We start from the raw sequence: 18,886 nt of genomic DNA, 5'->3' as shown, positions 1-18,886 counted from the left end.
AGTAGAGCCCACTCAACCACTGCGTCTTGCTCGACAATCCAAAAATAATTGAGAGGCTAGGACATTTGTCCCAGCCTCTTTTTATGTAGCTTTTACAGAATAGAATAGTGATCCGTTGTGGGTAAAAGCTATACTCTATCTCATGGTTTAGTTCATTTATCACTAAATAAAAATATCATATAAATAAACTTTTTTTAAAAAATAACAGGCCAGAGTTTGACACTTTTTTCACAAAGGAGTATACTATTAGCATAGTTTTGGAAGGAACTGATGATAGATTCACCCAAAACTAGTTGTCAACCCTTGCTGTTCTTCTATGAACGTTTGCTGGTATCGTTGATACCAAGGAGGAATCATATGTCTAAAGTAGCTATTGTCACTGGTGCTGGTCAAGGAATCGGTTTTGCAATCGCAAAACGTTTGGTGCAAGATGGCTTCAAGGTCGGAGTATTGGACTACAATGCTGAAACAGCTGAAAAAGCAGTTGCTGAGTTATCAGCAGATCATGCTTTTGCAGTCGTAGCTGATGTGTCTAAACAAGAAGAAGTGGCTGCAGCTTTCCAAAAGGTTGTTGATCATTTCGGAGACTTAAACGTCGTCGTTAACAACGCTGGTGTTGCGCCAACTACACCACTTGATACAATTACTGAAGAACAATTTACACGTACATTTGCTATTAATGTTGGTGGTGTGATTTGGGGTGCACAAGCAGCTCAAGCTCAGTTCAAAGCACTAGGTCATGGCGGAAAAATCATCAATGCAACTTCACAAGCAGGTGTTGTAGGTAACCCTAACTTGACTGTCTATGGTGGTACTAAATTTGCAGTTCGTGGGATCACTCAAACTTTGGCACGTGACTTGGCTGATTCAGGAATCACTGTCAATGCGTATGCACCAGGTATCGTTAAGACTCCAATGATGTTTGACATTGCTCATGAAGTAGGTAAGAACGCGGGCAAAGACGACGAATGGGGTATGCAAACATTCGCTAAAGATATCACTTTGAAACGTCTTTCAGAACCAGAAGATGTAGCAGCAGCGGTCAGCTTCCTTGCTGGACCTGATTCAAACTACATCACAGGACAAACCATTATCGTAGATGGTGGGATGCAGTTCCATTAAGATAATAAATAGAGGTTGGGATCAACATCCTAACCTCTTATTTTTTATGCTATTTCGTTAATACAATGGTATCAGAAGGATCGCGATCGTCATCTTCAATAGTGAGTTGGTTACCTTCTAGTTTATAATATTTGAGATCATCCCCCACAGTGAGAGTATGATTGTCGGCGTGAACGGTTACAGGCTTGCTTTCTTTCTCGTCATCCCTTTCAACCTCTTCCCATGTGCCCGTCGTACCAGACAGGGTCAGAGTGATCTGATCATTTTCATCAGTCCCTTTGTATGTACCGTCTAGATTTTCAGCTTGGCTAGCCGTTTGAGAATCTTTAGAGCTTGAATCGCTCGAAGAAACCTGTTGTGAACTAGCAGAGTTTGCAGGTGTTTGAGCTGTCTGGTTCGAGCAGGCTGCTAAAAGACCAAGAATTGCCAGTGAGGCAAGAGAAAGTGTGAATTTATTGGACAATGTCATCGGCTTATCTCCTTTCTTTGATAATCCAAGTATAGCAGAGGATAGAGGAGAAAACAATGAAAATAATTTTTCAGAAAAGGGATTGAATTCATCAGATAGCATGAAAAATTCTATTGATTTAGTTTCTTACAATATGAAAATTTTAAGTTGACAAAAAAATGTAACCGTTTTCGATTGACATTCTATCAGCTAATTAGTATAATGGGTGTGGAATAATATAAAAGGCAATGAGGCCTATGATTGCAATGGCGCAACCGTTTCAAATCATAGGTTCTTTGTTGCCTTTTTTCTAATTAAAAATTTTTTTTGGAGGTTTTCTTATGAAGAAACATCGTCTCTTTTTAGTTTGTGGTCTAGCCTTATTTATGGTTGGTTGTCAGGCTTCTCAGTCGTCTAAAACAACTGAGTCTAGTAAAGCTAGTCAGGAAACAAGCGTGAAGAAAGAAGATCAAGTCCTTGAACGTGGTCAATGGGAGGACAAACTATATAAGAAATTAAGTAATGTCATTAAAGAAAATGGCAAGTCTAGTTCAAAATATAATGAATCAGCAAAACCATATGCTGTATTTGACTGGGATAACACAACCGTCATCAATGATATTGGTGAAGCAACCTTCACTTATCAGATTGAAAACTTGGAATTTAAGATGACGCCAGAAGAGTTTGATAAGGCGATTCGTACAAATATTCCAGAAGACAACTTCACAGAAGATCACAACAACAAGGAAGGAAACCCTGTTAATATTGATAAGATCGCCAAAGATATTGTTTCTGATTACACTGTGATTTATAATGAGTACAAAGGATTCAAGGGTTCTAAGAGCCTCGAAGAAGTAAAACAATTAGACGAATATAAAGATTTCAGTGCTAAATTACGTTATCTTTATGAAGCCATCGGTGGAACCTTCAGCTCAGACATTTCTTATCCATGGGTAACTTACTTGTTTACTGGTATGACATCTGAAGAAGTTCAAGCGGTATCTGAAAAATCAATTGAACGTGCTTTGAAAGAAGATTTGGTTTTTGAAACATGGGAAAGTCCAGAAAGCTTGAAAGGCGAAGCTGGTCAAGTGGAAATCAAATTTAAACGTGGTGTCCGTGCTGTAAAAGAGATGCAAAATCTTTATAAGACTCTTCAAGATAACGGCATTGATGTTTATGTTGTCTCTGCTTCCTTCCGTGATGTCATTGTTCCTTTTGCTACTCTGGATAAATTCGGTTATAATATTACTGAAGACCATGTGTATGGAATGGAACTTGTTAAAAATGATTCTGGTGTCATTCAATCAGAATACAATAACGACTACTTCCAAACACAAGGTGAAGGAAAAACAAAAACAATCAAGAAATTTATTGCAGATAAACATGGCAACCAAGATCCTATCTTAATCGCTGGAGATAGTAACGGGGACTACGCAATGTTGAAAGACTTTGATGGTTTACAAATTGGAATTATCTTCAATCTTTTGCGTGATCCTTCTAAAGGAATCGGCTTGTTATCACAGACTGCAGTAGATACATATGATAGTAAGGATGCTAAATACTTCCTACAAGGTCGTGATGAAAACAAGGGTGTTTTGGTCAAGAGCCGTGAAACAATTAAGTTAGGAACGGATGAGGCACAATTAATTAAAAAATAGGGGAGATTTATGAAGAAAATCATGTTTGTTGGTTCAGTGGGAGTAGGGAAAACAACTCTGACTCAACGATTAAAAGGATTAGATATTGAGTATTTTAAAACACAGGCTGTTCAATTCCACGATAGTATTATTGATACGCCAGGGGAATTTTTACAACACAGACGCTATTACAATGCTTTAACAGTGACTGCAGCAGAAGCTGATATCATTGGACTCTTAATTGCAGGAAATTCGACCATGCAAACTTTTCCTCAAGGATTTTCTTCATTATTTACCCAAGATGTGATTGGAATCATTAGTAAGATTGACCTAGTAGACTCTGAGGAGCAATTAGAATTTGCGCGCAAGCAGTTGTTAGATGCAGGTGTGAAACGGATTTTTGAAATTTCTTCAACAGAGAATACTGGAATCGATGCTTTAAAGGACTTTCTTGAGAGTGAGTAAACATGATATAATCTAAAAGGACTACTTTATCTTTCAAGAAGGAGATGTGTATGATTGTTGAACACGGAGGGAATGGACGTCTATTAGCTGAAAAAAATGGGAACTCTTCTGAAAAGTGGATTGATTTTAGTGCCAATATCAATCCGCTTGGAGTTTCTACAAGCCTCCGCCAAGTCTTAGTGAACAGTATTGATAGAATTACGGAATATCCGGATATCACCAACCAATATGAAAAGGATTTGCTGAGGGAGCATCATGGAAATCAAGATCTCGAAATCCTTTTGTCAAATGGTGCAGTTGGGTTATTTTACGAACTAGCTCAAACCTTAAAGCCGAAGAGATTATTGATTTTAAGTCCCACCTTCATGGAATATGAAAAAGCTTTTCATCAAGAAGGGACAGAAATTCTGTACCATCATTTAACAGCTCCTCATTTTACTTGGACTGTGGAAGGTCTATTATCCGATATAGACCAATTGGAAGCTGGAGATGTTGTCCTATTGTGTAATCCTAACAATCCAACTGGCTCCCTTGCTCCAGTTGGTCACTTGCTAGAAATCGGAAAAAAATTGCTGGAACAGAATATTCATTTTATTCTAGATGAAGCTTTTATTGACTTTTTAGAAGACGAGGAAGCATATAGTTTTGTTCCGTACTTGAGTGATTTTGCAAATGCAATTGTCGTTCGCTCTCTAACGAAATTTTACGCTATACCAGGCTTACGCTTAGGCTACGCTCTGGGGATTCATCCTTGTTTAGCAAAAATTAATGAACGACGGGCTCCATGGACGATCAATGCATTGGCTCTTCAAGCCTTGCCGGTGATTTTAAAGGATCGAGATTATCAAACTCAAACTTTAAAATGGCTACAGAAGGAGAAAGACTTCCTTTATCAATCCTTGAAATCTTTTTCTGCATTAAGGGTTCTAAAACCAAGTGTCAATTATATTTTCTTTCAGTATACGGGATCTAAGGATTTACGTGGAGAATTATGGCGCCATAACATTTTTATCCGCTCTTGTGCGAACTATCGCAATTTGACGAGTGATTACTACCGCATTGCGGTTCGTAGTAGAGAGGAGAATAGCTGTTTATTAGCTGCCTTGGAAGCGATTCTTGGAGGAAAAGAAGAGTGATGAGGGCGATGAAAGCATCTTGTCCAGGATCTTGCGGAGAATTGTTTCAATGTGTGGTAGACGGTGAAGAGTTTTTGATGTCCTATGGGATTGAAAAGAAAAGTCAAGTAGTGATTGGTCCTCAAACAGGTGCCATAGAAGAAGTGTTGCGGCCTAAAATGCTGCAAGTCATCAATGAACTAACAGATCAGATAGATTTCGGCTATACTTTTCATACAGATATTTCTGTTGGAAAGGGTTATTCTAGTAGTACAGCGGACATGCTCTCGATCTTAGGAGCTTATTCTGCCTATAAACATGGAACAGTGTCGGTTCCCTTATTAACGAGTCTCTGTTCGAAGATTGAACCAAGTGATTCCGTGGGTTTTTCAGACTGGACTGTAATGAATCCTCTTAATGGTGCGATTCAATGGCAGACCAGGTGGAAACCAAAGCTTTATGTGTACATTCTAGAGCCAGATCAAATGGTTGATACGACGAGTTTTATAAGAATGACGGAAAGTCCCTTATATCCTGCAGAGCAATCAAAAACATTGTTGACTGATTTTAAAATAGCCTGTGACAAGCAAAATGTAGAGCTATTAGGCGCCGCTGCGACTAGAAGTGCTTTATTGAATAACAAACGACTACCCAAACCCTATTTAAACGATATTATCGACCTAGTAAATAAATTAGGTTTACTAGGAGTTAATATTGCCCATAGTGGTAGTATTGTTGGTATTCTGCTGACAGAAGAGCAACTGATGCACATGACTGAGTTAGAAGAACGACTGTCTCATCATCCTTTAGCAAGCTATTATTCTCTCAGAAATCTAAGCAAGATTATATACGACGGGCTCCAGGTAAAGAATGTGGAGGAGATCCTTGAATAGGCAAGAAGAATTAAATCAAATCCTAGATAAAATTGTACCCATTAATGCTACAGCATTAGAAGAGGGGGTAAAGGTGTGTGATCGCTTAGCAAAACCTCTTGGTGCATTAGGTAAAATGGAAAAAAATTATGCCAAGCTATATGCGATGTTTCCTAACAAAATCCAGCTATCAAAAAAAATCGTTATGATCTATGTAGCGGATAATGGAATTTGTGAAGAAGGAATCTCCTCAAATCCTATCGAAACAACCTTTATTGTAGCCAATAATATCAGAAATGGTAAAGCAGGGGTTTGTAATATTGCAGAACATGCTGGGTCTGATATTTGTGTCATTGATATTGGTTGTAAGAGTCAAATTTATTCCGATAACCCGGACCATGTGTTACATGGAACTCGCAATATGCTAAAAGAAGCTGCCATGACTCGAGAGCAAGCCATTGAAGCCATTTTAGTTGGGTATAGAAGAACAGTTGAAAAGATCAATCAGGGCTATACCTTATTTGGAACAGGAGAGATGGGGGTTGGAAATACCACAACTTCCGCAGCAGTCATTGCTGCCACTTTGGGAATTCCTGCCCAAAAGGTAACCGGATACGGAGCGGGAGTGACTGAAGATATGAAGGCTCATAAAACAGCTGTCATTCAAGAAGCGGTAACCAAACATGCTCCCTATAGTGATATTATCGATCTCGTCTCTAAAGTTGGTGGCCTAGACATGTTGGGGATGGTTGGCACCTATTTAGCTTGTGCCCAGTACCAACTTCCTTGTGTCATTGATGGGTTGATTTCTTTGACAGGACTCTTAATTGCTTCACAGTTAAAGAAAGAAGTGGTTGACTATTGCTTCCCATCCCATTGTTCTACAGAACCGGGCTATCAAATTGTTTCGGATTATTTAGGCTTATCCCCGATGCTTCAAATGGATATGCGCTTAGGGGAAGGATCTGGTTGTCCTTTAGCTTTCTTTTTAATAGAAAGTTCCGTGTACACGATAGAGCGTATGCCGACTTTCGAGGAGGGAAAACTGGACCGGGATGACTACGTCGACATTAGATAAAGGCTAATAAAGGAGGAAAACTATGCAACTATATACAAAGACTGGAGATAAAGGTCTTACAAAATTAGTAGGTGGCCAAAGCATTGCAAAAGATTCAGAGCGTGTCAATGCTTATGGTACCGTAGATGAATTAAACACTTGGATCGGTTATACGATTAGTAAAATGGATCCAGATGATGAATTGAGAGACGAATTGTATCAGTTACAGAATTATCTGTTTGATTGTGGTTCTGATTTGTCTACTCCTCAGGGTGTATACCCATATAAAGTAGATGAAAGCCTCGTTAAATGGATTGAAGAACGAATTGATACGTATGCGGATATCCCACCAGCTCTGGAAAGATTTATTTTACCTGGCGGTGATGAAATTGCTTCAATGGTTCATGTAGCAAGAACCATTGCACGTCGTGCAGAACGACATATTGTCGCGACCATGTGGACAAATGAAATTAATAATCAAGTTTTAATTTTTGTTAATCGTTTATCTGACTATTTCTTTGCTCTTGCAAGAGTGATTAATTATCGAAAACACTGTGAGGATATTCCTTATGAAAGAGGAGCAAAGGTGTTTCATAATATTACAAAAGCAGATGTGGAGCGTTGGGCAAAGAAAAATAATAACTAGAATAAAAGCACTACCTTTAATAAAAATAGGGGCAGTGCTTTTTTATCTATGTCATTGCTTTTTGATTAGAGGTGATAAGAAAAAAACCTTGTCTTCCCTAAAGGAAAGGACAAGGTTAGAATTCGAAAGCCAGATGTACAACAGTGTACAAATTTCGTGCTAAGCTTCATTGGTTAACAGTAGCTTTCCAAATATTGACTCTGCTTCTTTGCAGATGATGGGAACCCCATCTTTAGAAAATGATACGTACTCATACGTAGAGTCAATAGGGGAAAGCACTATTTTGGTGTATTTCCTAACTGACATCACCACCTTACATCGAGGCGTGAAATCTACTAAAATTTAAGAATAAAGACCTGACTTAAAGCTAAACTTATCACAGTGGCGGGACCGTGTTGGATTTTCACCAAACTTCCATACTCTTAAAAGTACCAAAATCATTTCTAGTAGCTTAATGATAGCACGATCTAGAAGAATCTGCAAGTATTATGATCAAAAAAATAAAATATATGTTTTTTCTTTTGCGTTGTAAGCGTTTTTATGTTATACTTTTTGTAAAGTACAAGGACGTACAATTTTAAGCAATGAAGCTATATGAAATATACCAAAATTTATACTATTTGGTAGTGTTTCATGTGGCTTCTTTTTATGTTGTTTTAAGAGTTTCAAATAATAAAGGGGGTAAAATAAAATAAGAAACTCTGAAAAGAAAGGAGAAAGAATGTATAATATTTACTACAAAACTCAAATTTTTGTCGGCAAAGGTGCTTTGGCCCAATTGGAAAACTATCATAACAAAACCATATTGGTTGTTGCTGATCCGTTTTTAAAAGAATCTGGACAGTTAGATAAAATTCTTGATTATTTAGATGCTAGTAACGATATCATAACCTTTACTGATATTGTTCCAGATCCGCCTATTGATGTTATTGTGGCAGGGATTCACGCGACTGAAGGGAAATCAATCGATATTGTCTTATCTGTCGGTGGGGGATCTGCAATTGATGCATCTAAAGCAATGTATTACTTTGCGAAGAAACAAGGGATTTTTACTGATGTGGAATTGATCTCTATCCCAACTACTAGTGGAACAGGATCTGAAGTGACAAGTTTCGCAGTTATTACTGATGCTGAGAAAGGACAAAAGTATCCGATCGTAGATTGGGATATTCTACCGGATATCGCTATATTAGATTCCAATTTGGTGGAAACACTACCAGCTAATATTACAGCAGATACTGGTATGGATGTATTAACGCATGCGATTGAGGCCTATGTTTCAAATAAAGCAACTGATTTTTCTGATGCTTTGGCTGAAAAAGCTATCAAATTAGTATTTGAATACTTGCCTCGTGCATATAAAAATGGACATGATTTAGAAGCACGTGAAAAAATGCATGTAGCCTCTACTTTGGCGGGAATGGCCTTCAACTCAGCTTCATTGGGGATTAATCATAGTATCGCCCATGCAGCTGGAGCTAAATTCCATATTCCTCATGGACGACTTAATAGCATCTTAATGCCACATATTATCCAGTATAATGCGAATGTGGCAACGACCGGTACCCGTGCTGGTAATTTGAATAAAGAAACTGCTGAACGATATCAACAGATTGCTCGTTTATTAGGGTTGAGTGCTTCTACACCTATTCTAGGTGTAAGACAATTAGTGGATGCTGTTCAAAAACTTCAGAAGAAATTAGATCATCCTACTTCTTTAAGATCTTACGGAGTGGGAGTGGATGATTTTAATGCTCATAAACGTGAGATTGCGGAAGCTGCTTTATTGGATAAGTGTACGATTACAAATCCGAGAGTCCCTACAGTTGAAGAATTATTGAAGGTTATAGAACAAGCTTTCTAAAAGAAGTCATTTTAAATTAAGAAAAATAAAGTATAAAGTCTAATTGATATAGTAGAAATGAATCTGCTAGTGAAAATAAAAAAAGACATGTGAGTTCAGTTTTTTTATGAATATATATAATAAAAGTTCACATGATAAATTGGAATTTTTAAATTTATTTTGTTTAATATAGGCTTACTTTTATAATTTTTTAAAAGCACTAATAAGTTGTCTTGTATTGGTTTTGCATAGTACATAATTAGATATTAATAGTTCTATATTTTATAATCAATTATTTCAAATAGTTAAATTGACATACAAAAAATTAAAGGATTAAAAACATTTCCCTCAAATTTAGGATCTTTAATTTGACACTGTTATGTAATAATTTAATTAATAAATTTTATTGAAAGCGAATACTAAATATAGTATAATCAAATTATTTAGAATTATATTTATTGTAAAACCAATCCAGAGGTGGTAATAAATGTCAGAAAAACAAAGAATGATTCAGGAGTACGTTCCTGGTAAACAAGTCACATTAGCACATTTAATTGCTAGTCCTGATCCTGTTATTTTTGAAAAATTGGGGTTACAGACAGATTTTCGTGATGCTATTGGGATATTGACCATCACTCCAAGTGAGGCTGCAATTATTGCTGTGGATATAGCTACTAAAGCAGCTGGGGTACAGATTGGTTTTGTGGATCGATTTAGTGGATCTGTTGTAATGACAGGTGATGTTGCGTCAGTAGATGCATCACTCCACGCAGTATTAAATGGTTTAGAAGAGATTCTAGGCTTTTCAAGTACAGTTGTAACAAGAACATAATTTCATATGAGGGATGGAGTTTATGAAAGGCAGAATACTAATTTGTGATGATGATCCGATTATTCGCTTAGATATCAAACAAATTATAGAACAGTCAGATTATGAAGTGGCTGCAGAAGCAAGTGATGGTTTTGAAGCTATTGAACTTTGTCAAAAACACTTTTTCGATCTAGTGATAATGGATATTAAATTACCGTTATTAGATGGTTTATCAGCAGGTAAAAAAATATTAGATGATGAATTAGCATACGGTGTGATAATTCTTTCTGCTTATAATGATGACCATTATATCAAAAAGGCAAGTTTAACTGGTGCTAGTGCTTACTTGGTAAAACCGTTGGATGCAAAGTCTTTAATTCCTACAATAGCAGTTTGTATAGAGAAAGGACGGCAACAGCAATTACTTTCGAAGGAATTAATTAAAATTAGTAAGAAGCTTGATGATCGAATTGTTTTAGAAAAGGCTAAAGGACTTTTGATGACGAGAGATAATCTTACGGAACCAGAGGCTTTTAAACAGATTCGGACAATCAGTATGCAAAAGCGTGTTCCAATGATTGAAATTGCAAAGTTGCTGTTATTGAATAATGAAGTACAATAATCAGATAAAGAAATTTTGCGAGGATAAAACAGATCTTAATGAAGCAGATATTGATTATTTGATTCGACAATCAGAGGCAGTTTTATCTAGCAAAGAGTTTATGGATAAGGACGTCTTCATTGATGTAAAAAATATTTATTCTGATCATGCAATTGTCGTTTTTCATAGAAAGCCTCATACAAAGGAGAGCTTGTATGAAAAGACAGTGGTAGGGCAATCAGCATTTTTAGAAAATGAACCTGGGGTGCTCCGAACTCTCCAGACAGGGGTCCCTTCTGTTGGACTCCGTGGACAATCACAAGAAGGTGTTGCAATTGAACAGACTGTTTTTCCAATTACTAGAGGAGAAAAAGTCATTGCTACTTTAATTGTTGAAAGTGATTTTTCTAATAGCTTTTCGTCTAGCTTCTCTCTCAAGCCTTCTAAAGGTGACAATTCCTACATTTTTCAAGCTCCTTCAGAATCAAGTCGAGAAGACGAAGTATCCTTATTAGATTATGTAGAAGATGCAGTATTAGTGTTTGATCAAGGAGGATTTCTACTCCATTGTAATCAGTCTGCTGTTCTCTTATATCGAACGAAGCTGGGCTACTTGGATAGTGTTCAGGGGATGCATTATGATAATCTTTCCTTGGATGGAACCATCTTTTCTGAATTAGTAGAAGATCATTTTTCAGATAGTAATAAAACCGTTAAGTATGGGAAGCACTATTTTCAAGTCAAGTGTTACCCCAATGCTCGCAATCATCAAACGGTTCTTACCATAAGAGATATCAGTGACCTTCAAGAAAAAGACAAAGAGATCCAAGAGAGTGTGATGGCGTCTCGAGAAATAAATCACCGAGTTAAAAATCACCTGCAAACCATTATTTCTTTATTGCGATTGCAAGGAGCACAGGTAAAAGAACCGGGCACAAAGGTTGCTTTCGAAGATTGTATTAACCGGATATTCTCGATTGCTGCTACCTACGAGCTTCTTTCTAGTCAAGAACATGAGCAAATCGATTTGAAGTCCCTGATTGAAATTGTTTCATCTAATCTTCAACGCTGTTTTGCAGAAAGACCCGATATTCAATTAAAATTGGAATTATGTGATCAAATCTATCTAGATCATAATAGAGCATCATCATTAGCACTGGTTATTAATGAATTATTACAAAATGCTTATGAGCATGCTTTTTCCAATAAAAAACATCAAAAAAATAAAAAAAATCAATGTATTCGTTTGCAAATGACGAAAAATGATGATATAATACGTATACAAGTAATTGATAATGGTAGCGGTTACAATGTCGAAACCGTGGACCAAGAGCATCTTGGTTTAATCCTTGTTCAACGATTTGTAGATAGCAAATTATCCGGAAGACTTGTGACAACCTCAAACAATGAGGGAACGCGAGTTAAGATAATTTTTAAAGTGTAAATAATTCTAGACTAACAATGAAGTCAGTCGAAAAGCAATGACGCTTAAAGAATGCAAGAAACCGATGTTTCAGTGCATTCTTTAAGCGTCTTTTTTTGGAGGTTGCCTATGTCGGATAAAATTTTGAGTGTTGGGTTAGATCTTGGAACTGCAACTACTCAATTGGTCCTATCTGAACTTACAATTGAAAATATTGCTTCTGTATTTACAATCCCAAGAGTATATATAACGGATAAAAAAGTCCTTTATAAAAGTAAAATTATTTTTACACCAATTTCACATCAGTCTTTGATAGAAGTTAATAAGATAAAAGATTTTGTTATCCAAGAATATCAAAAAGCTGGGATTGAAAAGCAAGATATTCAGATGGGGGCAGTAATTATTACCGGTGAAACAGCTAGAAAAGAAAATGCCAGTCAAGTTTTGCAGGCATTGAGCGGATACGCTGGGGACTTTGTAGTTGCTACTGCGGGTCCAGATCTAGAGAGTATTATCGCAGGCAAGGGAGCGTGTGCACACCAATATTCTCAAGAACACCATACTTCCGTTGTAAATATTGATATTGGAGGTGGAACTTCAAACTTCGCTGCATTTCGCGAAGGAGATGTAATTGATACAGGTTGTTTTGATATTGGCGGTCGTTTGATCAAGATTGATCCTAATACTCTTAAAATACATTATATTTCACCTAAACTTCAAGAAATTATAAAAAAAGAAAATTTAAGACTGTTTTTGGATGAAATTGTAAATAGGGATGAATTGAATAAATTAATCCAAATTTTAGTGAGTGTTTTAGAAAAGGCAGTTGGGCTTGAAGTGGATGCTCCGTATTACGAGTTTTTACAAACCAACCATGGATTGCGACTCGATTATGAATTGAAATGTGTTTCATTTTCCGGAGGAGTAGCCGATGTTATTTATCAAGATTCTACTACTAATGATTTCACCTACGGTGATATTGGTATCATATTGGGACGTGCTATTCGTCAATCAAAGATTTTTGAACAAAAGAGAGTAATTGAATCAGCCGAAACAATTCGAGCAACAGTCGTAGGTGCTGGAAGTCATACAACAGAGGTGAGTGGAAGCACCATCACTTATATTTCTAAAACTTTACCAATTAGAAATATACCTGTTTTGAAATTAGCGAAAGACGACGAACTAGAGAGTTGTGAAAAATTAACAGAAATCATTCATGATAAATTAGAATGGTTTACCTTAGAAAATGAAGTTCAACAGGTTGCTTTAGCAATTAATGGTGAAAAAAGTCCAAGTTTTGTTAGAGTACAAGAATATGCAAGCGCTATCACAAAGGGGATGGGAGAAAGTATTCGAAAGAATATTCCATTAATAGTAGTTGTTAGAGAAGATATGGCCAAGGTTTTGGGACAATGTTTGTTTGCTTCATTACCTAAAGATTATCCGTTTGTATGTATTGACTCTGTTGATGTTCAAAACGGAGACTACATTGATATCGGAAATCCTGTGGTTGAGGGATCGGTCTTACCAGTCGTTGTGAAAACGCTAGTTTTTAATTAAGAAATTATTAAAGGAGGAGACTTTAAATGATTTTAAAGACAAAATTATTTGGAAGAGTCTATGAATTCAAATCAGTAAAAGAAGTTCTAGCTAAAGCCAATGAATACAAGTCGGGTGACCAACTTGCAGGCGTAGCTGCTGAATCTTCTGAAGAGCGCGTGGCAGCTAAGGTTGTTTTATCTCAATTGAAACTTTCGGATTTGTTTAATAATCCAGTTGTACCATACGAAGAAGATGAAGTAACACGTATCATTATCGATGATGTTAATCTTCGTACATACGAAAAGATTAAAAATTGGACAGTATCTGAACTTCGTGAGTGGATTTTGGATAACAATCACAAAAATGTGGATATCCAATGGCTATCTCGTGGATTAACTTCAGAAATGGTCGCAGCGGTTGCGAAGTTGATGACAAACCTCGACTTGATCGTCGCTGCTAATAAGATTATCATTACCAAACGTGCTAATACAACAATTGGTGAACCTGGAACATTCTCTTCTCGTTTGCAGCCAAACCATACGACAGATGATCCTGATGGTATCATGGCTTCTACAATGGAAGGTTTTGCCTATGGATGTGGAGATGCTCTTCTAGGCCTCAACCCGGTTGATGATTCTGTTGAAAGTACAAAACGAATTCTTCATAAATTTAATGACTTTATCGAAGAGTATAAGATTCCAACTCAACACTGTGTGCTTGCTCACGTTACTACTCAAATTGAAGCAATGAACCAAGGTGCACCAACTGGATTGGTCTTCCAATCTATCGCAGGTTCTGAAAAAGGAAATGCTGCATTTGGTTTTGACGCAAAGGTTATTCAGGAAGCTAAAGATACTGCTCAAAAAGTTGGTACTTCAGCTGGTCCAAACGTAATGTACTTTGAAACTGGTCAAGGGTCTGAATTATCTTCAGATGCTCACCATGGTGCCGACCAGGTAACAATGGAAGCTCGCTGTTATGGTTTTGCAAAACGCTTCGATCCATTCTTGGTAAATACAGTAGTTGGTTTCATCGGTCCAGAATATTTGTACGATTCAAAACAAGTTATTCGTGCTGGTTTGGAAGACCATTTCATGGGTAAATTGACTGGTATTTCTATGGGTTGTGACATTTGCTACACTAACCATATGAAAGCTGATCAAAATGACGCTGAAAACCTATTGGTTCTTCTTGGAGCAGCGAATGTAAACTACATCATGGCAATTCCTCATGGTGATGATATCATGTTGAACTACCAAACTACCGGTTACCATGAAACTGCTACAATGCGTGATCTCTTGAACAAACGTCCAATCAAAGAATTTGAAGAATGGATGGAAAAAATGGGATTGATGAAAGATGGGCATCTTACTGAAATCGGTGGAGACGGATCTATCTTTATGAAACAAAATTAGTAAGGAGGTATTAACAGTGAATGAACAAGATTTAAAAGAAATGATTCGTTCTTTGTTAAGTGAGTTGGATACAGATGCCATTGCAGAGTCAACAAAAGAGGAGCAAAAAGTAGATTCCAATTTGAAGACGAAAGAAAGTCCAAGTGTTCAACCAGATAAGGAAGAAACTACTATTGAAGATGGAATTATTCCAGATATTACAGAAGTGGATATTCAGGAACAATTTTTGATTCCAAATGCCATTAACGAAGAAGCTTATCGTAAAATTAAAAAATTCACACCAGCTCGTTTGGGCTTGTGGAGAGCTGGAAATCGTTACAAGACTGAAACAGTTCTTCGCTTCCGTGCTGACCACGCAGCGGCACAAGATGCGGTATTCTCTTATGTATCTGATGATTTTGTTAAAGAAATGGGATTCATTCCAGTTCAAACAAAAGCTTCAACAAAAGATGAATACTTAACTCGACCAGATTATGGTAGATTCTTCCCAGAAGATCAACAAAAAATTATCAAAGAATCTTGCAAACCAAATCCAAAAGTACAAATTGTTGTAGGAGATGGATTGAGTTCATCAGCCATTGAAGCGAACGTAAGAGATTTCTTACCAGCTTTAAAACAAGGGTTGAAAATGTTTGGTCTTGACTATAATGAAGTTCTTTTCATCAAACATGCTCGGGTAGCGGCTATGGACCAGATTGCTGAACTTACAGGAGCTGAGGTCATCTGTATGCTAGTGGGTGAACGGCCTGGTTTGGTAACAGCTGAATCAATGAGTGCTTATATGGCTTACAAACCAACAGTTGGTATGCCTGAATCTCGTCGTACAGTTGTATCCAATATCCATAAGGGTGGAACTCCAGCGGTTGAAGCTGGTGCCTACGTGGCTGAAATTATTAAGAAGATTCTTGATAATAAGAAGTCAGGGGTAGAATTAAAATAGAAATGGGGTTTAGATTTTGAAAAATGATAGACTTGGCGCTAACGTATTAAGTGCATTATTAATTCCTAATGTAGATGCAGGGTTAGCAGCATCATTGGAACTGAAACCACATCATAGAAGTTTAGGAATTGTTACTTCTGACTGCGATGATGTAACCTATGTTGCTTTAGATGAAGCAACAAAAGCAGCTGATGTTGAAGTTGTTTATGCTCGTAGTATGTATGCTGGAGCTGGTAATGCCTCAACAAAATTAGCAGGTGAAGTTATTGGTATCCTTGCCGGACCTAATCCGGAAGAAGTTCGCAGTGGCCTAGACGTCGTTGTATATGAAATTGAAAATGGGGCAAGTTTCTACAGTGCAAATGATGATGATAGCATCCCATATTTTGCTCATTGTATTTCTAGAGCAGGTAGCTATCTTTCAGAAGGTGCCAATGCAGAAGAAGGTACAGCAATTGCCTATTTGATTGCACCTCCTGCTGAAGCTATGGTTGCCCTAGATGCTGCTTTGAAAGCTGCAGATGTATCGGTTGGAGCCTTTTATGGTCCACCAAGTGAAACAAACTTTGCGGGTGGATTATTGATTGGCTCTCAATCTGCATGTCGTGCAGCATGTGATGCATTTGCCCAAACGGTTCAGAGTATTGCAGACAATCCAAAGAATTATTAAGATGAGGTATGCTCATGGTAGAAAAAGCACTTGGATTAATTGAAGTGCGAGGTTTTCTTGGAGCAGTTGTTGTAGCAGATGCTGCTTTGAAAGCTGCAAATGTCTCACTATTAAATGTAGAAACTGTTAAGTCAGGTTTGAACACAGTTCAGTTAGTAGGCGACGTTAGTGCAGTAAGATCAGCTGTAGAAGCCGCAGTTGAAATTGCACAGGATCAACCTTACTATCTTCATAGTCACGTGATTGCACGGTTAGACTCACAAACTGATTCAATCCTCAACCCAATCCGTAAGGAAGAGAATAAAGAATTTCCTAAAGTTGAAAGTGTCTCATTGAAAGAAGAAAGTGTTTTGGAATCACTTGACCCAGTTGAAGAAGCTGAGGTTATTACAGAACCATTGCAATCAGCTATTGATGAAGTCGTTGTTGAAGACATAGTTTCTGGTGTTGAAGATGCCATCGTTGAAGAAATTGTTTCTGATATTGTGACGGAAGAAGAAATTTCAACAGAAAGAAAGCAAAAATATTCTGAGGAAGAATTGAATAAATTCAAAGTTGTTGAATTAAGAAGTATTGCTTATCGTGAAAATAAAATCAATCTATCTAAGAAAGAAATTAAATTTGCGAACAAACAATTACTAATTCAAGCTTTACTAAAATTGAAATCATAGGGGAAAGTTGAATGTATATTGAAGATAAAGATCTCTTATCTATTCAAGAAGTTCGCCATTTGATTCAACGAGCAAAAGTAGCTCAACAAAAACTCGCATTGATGAGTCAAGAACAAATTGATACGATCGTAAAAGTTGTAGCTAAAGCTTGTTATGATCAAAGAGAACGTTTAGCCAAAATGGCTGCTGAAGAAACTGGATTTGGTAAGTGGCAAGATAAAGTTTTAAAAAATGCCCTTGCTTCAAAAGGTATTCTTGAAGAAATCAAGGATATGCGTACAGTAGGAATTTTGAGCGAAGATAAGGAAAATAAAGTTATTGAAGTTGGAGTTCCGGTTGGGGTCGTTGCAGGGTTAATCCCTTCAACCAATCCGACTTCGACAGTCATGTATAAAGCTCTTATCGCTTTAAAAGGTGGAAACAGTATTGTTTTCTCTCCGCACCCACACGCAGCAAAATGTATCAATGAAACTGTAGATATTATTAAAAAAGCAGCAGTTTCTGCAGGATGTCCAGAAGGTGCTGTCAGTGTGATTCAACGTGTTTCTATTGAAGCAACTAATGAGTTGATGAAACACAAGGATACAAATTTGATTTTAGCAACTGGTGGGAATGCAATGGTAAAAGCTGCTTATTCATCAGGAACACCTGCTATTGGGGTAGGTCCTGGTAATGGTCCAGCCTTTATCGAAAAAACTGCAGATATCCCTAAAGCAGTTCGTCAAATTCTAGATTCAAAAACTTTTGATAATGGTGTTATCTGTGCTTCTGAACAATCAATCATTGTAGAAGAAGAAACAAAAGACAAGGTTGTTGAAGAGTTTAAACGTCAAGGTGCTTACTTCGTTCCAAAAGAAGATGCAAAGAAATTAGGAGCCTTCATCATTCTACCTAGTGGAGCAATGAATCCAAAAATGGTAGGTAAAACACCTCAAGTGATTGCTAAACTAGCTGGAATCTCTGTTCCAGATGATGCCCGCGTCTTGATTGCTGACGGTGAAGGGGTTGGTAAACAATATCCATTCTCAATGGAAAAACTTGCTCCCGTTCTTGGTTTCTACACTGTTAAAAATTGGGAAGAAGCATGTGAGTTGAGTATTCGAATTCTTCATCATGAAGGAGCTGGACACACTTTAGCTATCCACACGCAAGATGAAAGCATTGTTCGAGAATTTGCTTTAAGAAAACCTGTTTCAAGACTTTTGGTCAATACTCCTGCTGCTTTAGGAGGAGTTGGTGCTACAACAGGTTTGTTCCCAGCCTTTACTTTGGGTTGTGGAGCTGTAGGTGGAAGCGCAACATCTGACAATGTAAGCCCATTGAATTTGATTAATATTCGCCGTGTCGCTTATGGTACTGCAGAATTGTCAGATCTGAGAAAGGCTGAAAATCAAGAAAATCTTGACTGTCAACGCTGTGAAGTTGATAAGCAAGTAGATGAAGAACAATTAATTGATCTGCTTGTTCAACGTGTGTTATCAAAATTAACTAAATAACTTATTCATTTCATAATTGGAGGAAATTAAAATGGCAAACGCAAATGCATTAGGAATGGTTGAAACAAAAGGTTTAGTAGGTGCTATCGAAGCAGCAGATGCTATGGTA

General features: G+C 37.2%; 20 protein-coding genes and 1 riboswitch. Of the genes, 19 read left to right on the top strand and 1 reads right to left on the bottom strand.

The genetic code is table 11. The features are described from left to right. Positions 1 to 357: 357 nt before the first annotated feature. Positions 358 to 1,122: a (S)-acetoin forming diacetyl reductase gene (locus ADI76_RS06155; protein WP_049515143.1), complete on the top strand. Its 765-nt coding sequence runs from the start codon at positions 358 to 360 to the stop codon at positions 1,120 to 1,122. A 49-nt stretch (positions 1,123 to 1,171) separates the two neighbouring features. Here ADI76_RS06155 and ADI76_RS06150 read toward each other — a convergent pair whose 3' ends face one another. Continuing rightward, a complete protein-coding gene (locus ADI76_RS06150; RefSeq protein ID WP_049515142.1) occupies positions 1,172 to 1,591 on the bottom strand; it encodes an SP_0198 family lipoprotein in 420 nt (139 codons plus the stop codon). On the opposite strand from ADI76_RS06150, the gene ADI76_RS11490 reads away from it, so the two are divergent. The 18 genes from ADI76_RS11490 to ADI76_RS06065 form a co-directional block, all read left to right on the top strand. Beyond that, a complete protein-coding gene (locus tag ADI76_RS11490) occupies positions 1,578 to 1,742 on the top strand; it encodes a hypothetical protein (RefSeq protein WP_160313229.1) in 165 nt (54 codons plus the stop codon). The genes ADI76_RS06150 and ADI76_RS11490 overlap by 14 nt on opposite strands. A 169-nt stretch (positions 1,743 to 1,911) precedes the next feature. Continuing rightward, positions 1,912 to 3,231, top strand: a complete 1,320-nt coding sequence (locus tag ADI76_RS06145) for a haloacid dehalogenase-like hydrolase (protein WP_049515141.1) — start codon at positions 1,912 to 1,914, stop codon at positions 3,229 to 3,231. 9 nt (positions 3,232 to 3,240) lie between these two features. Then, positions 3,241 to 3,675, top strand: coding sequence for a EutP/PduV family microcompartment system protein (locus tag ADI76_RS06140; protein ID WP_049515140.1), 435 nt, complete (start codon positions 3,241 to 3,243; stop codon positions 3,673 to 3,675). 50 nt (positions 3,676 to 3,725) lie between these two features. After that, on the top strand, positions 3,726 to 4,811 hold the full coding sequence (gene cobD, locus ADI76_RS06135) for a threonine-phosphate decarboxylase CobD (protein WP_049515139.1): 1,086 nt from the start codon (positions 3,726 to 3,728) through the stop codon (positions 4,809 to 4,811). Then, the gene (locus tag ADI76_RS06130) at positions 4,811 to 5,683 is read left to right on the top strand and encodes a kinase (protein ID WP_049515138.1); all 873 of its coding nucleotides are present in this window, start codon (positions 4,811 to 4,813) and stop codon (positions 5,681 to 5,683) included. The genes cobD and ADI76_RS06130 overlap by 1 nt, the downstream gene beginning before the upstream one ends. Further along, on the top strand, positions 5,661 to 6,740 hold the full coding sequence (gene cobT / locus ADI76_RS06125; protein WP_009730840.1) for a nicotinate-nucleotide--dimethylbenzimidazole phosphoribosyltransferase: 1,080 nt from the start codon (positions 5,661 to 5,663) through the stop codon (positions 6,738 to 6,740). Before ADI76_RS06130 ends, cobT begins: the two co-directional genes overlap by 23 nt. A gap of 22 nt (positions 6,741 to 6,762) precedes the next feature. Continuing rightward, positions 6,763 to 7,365, top strand: coding sequence for a cob(I)yrinic acid a,c-diamide adenosyltransferase (locus tag ADI76_RS06120; RefSeq protein ID WP_049515137.1), 603 nt, complete (start codon positions 6,763 to 6,765; stop codon positions 7,363 to 7,365). Positions 7,366 to 7,662: 297 nt separating this feature from the next. After that, a riboswitch (adenosylcobalamin (AdoCbl) riboswitch) is annotated at positions 7,663 to 7,808 on the bottom strand. Between the two features lie 278 nt (positions 7,809 to 8,086). Then, positions 8,087 to 9,229 carry a 1-propanol dehydrogenase PduQ gene (locus ADI76_RS06115; RefSeq protein ID WP_049515136.1) on the top strand — a complete coding sequence of 381 codons (1,143 nt, stop codon included), beginning with the start codon at positions 8,087 to 8,089 and terminating at the stop codon, positions 9,227 to 9,229. Between the two features lie 466 nt (positions 9,230 to 9,695). Then, positions 9,696 to 10,040 carry a BMC domain-containing protein gene (locus ADI76_RS06110; RefSeq protein WP_003006878.1) on the top strand — a complete coding sequence of 115 codons (345 nt, stop codon included), beginning with the start codon at positions 9,696 to 9,698 and terminating at the stop codon, positions 10,038 to 10,040. 22 nt (positions 10,041 to 10,062) lie between these two features. After that, positions 10,063 to 10,641 carry an ANTAR domain-containing response regulator gene (locus tag ADI76_RS06105; RefSeq protein WP_049515135.1) on the top strand — a complete coding sequence of 193 codons (579 nt, stop codon included), beginning with the start codon at positions 10,063 to 10,065 and terminating at the stop codon, positions 10,639 to 10,641. Then, positions 10,628 to 12,064, top strand: coding sequence for a sensor histidine kinase (locus tag ADI76_RS06100; RefSeq protein ID WP_049515134.1), 1,437 nt, complete (start codon positions 10,628 to 10,630; stop codon positions 12,062 to 12,064). The genes ADI76_RS06105 and ADI76_RS06100 overlap by 14 nt, the downstream gene beginning before the upstream one ends. Positions 12,065 to 12,172: 108 nt before the next feature. Further along, positions 12,173 to 13,603: an ethanolamine ammonia-lyase reactivating factor EutA gene (gene eutA / locus ADI76_RS06095; RefSeq protein ID WP_049515133.1), complete on the top strand. Its 1,431-nt coding sequence runs from the start codon at positions 12,173 to 12,175 to the stop codon at positions 13,601 to 13,603. A gap of 26 nt (positions 13,604 to 13,629) precedes the next feature. Next, positions 13,630 to 15,000: an ethanolamine ammonia-lyase subunit EutB gene (locus ADI76_RS06090; RefSeq protein WP_049515132.1), complete on the top strand. Its 1,371-nt coding sequence runs from the start codon at positions 13,630 to 13,632 to the stop codon at positions 14,998 to 15,000. Between the two features lie 16 nt (positions 15,001 to 15,016). Continuing rightward, complete coding sequence (gene eutC / locus ADI76_RS06085) at positions 15,017 to 15,940, top strand: ethanolamine ammonia-lyase subunit EutC (RefSeq protein ID WP_049515131.1); 924 nt, start codon at positions 15,017 to 15,019, stop codon at positions 15,938 to 15,940. Positions 15,941 to 15,956: 16 nt separating this feature from the next. After that, complete coding sequence (eutL, locus tag ADI76_RS06080) at positions 15,957 to 16,610, top strand: ethanolamine utilization microcompartment protein EutL (protein WP_049515130.1); 654 nt, start codon at positions 15,957 to 15,959, stop codon at positions 16,608 to 16,610. A 14-nt stretch (positions 16,611 to 16,624) separates the two neighbouring features. Next, positions 16,625 to 17,281, top strand: a complete 657-nt coding sequence (locus tag ADI76_RS06075) for a BMC domain-containing protein (RefSeq protein WP_049515145.1) — start codon at positions 16,625 to 16,627, stop codon at positions 17,279 to 17,281. Positions 17,282 to 17,292: 11 nt separating this feature from the next. Then, entirely contained in the window at positions 17,293 to 18,777 is a 1,485-nt protein-coding gene (locus ADI76_RS06070; RefSeq protein WP_053092683.1) for an acetaldehyde dehydrogenase (acetylating), read from the top strand. A gap of 31 nt (positions 18,778 to 18,808) precedes the next feature. Then, a partial coding sequence (locus ADI76_RS06065; protein ID WP_049515129.1) for a BMC domain-containing protein occupies positions 18,809 to 18,886 on the top strand: 78 nt, incomplete at its 3' end.

Source organism: Streptococcus parasanguinis, assembly GCF_001074805.1.
In the GTDB taxonomy this organism is placed as follows: domain Bacteria; phylum Bacillota; class Bacilli; order Lactobacillales; family Streptococcaceae; genus Streptococcus; species Streptococcus parasanguinis_A.
Note: the sequence above shows the minus strand (reverse complement) of the source record. Positions and strands in the feature narration are given on the sequence as shown.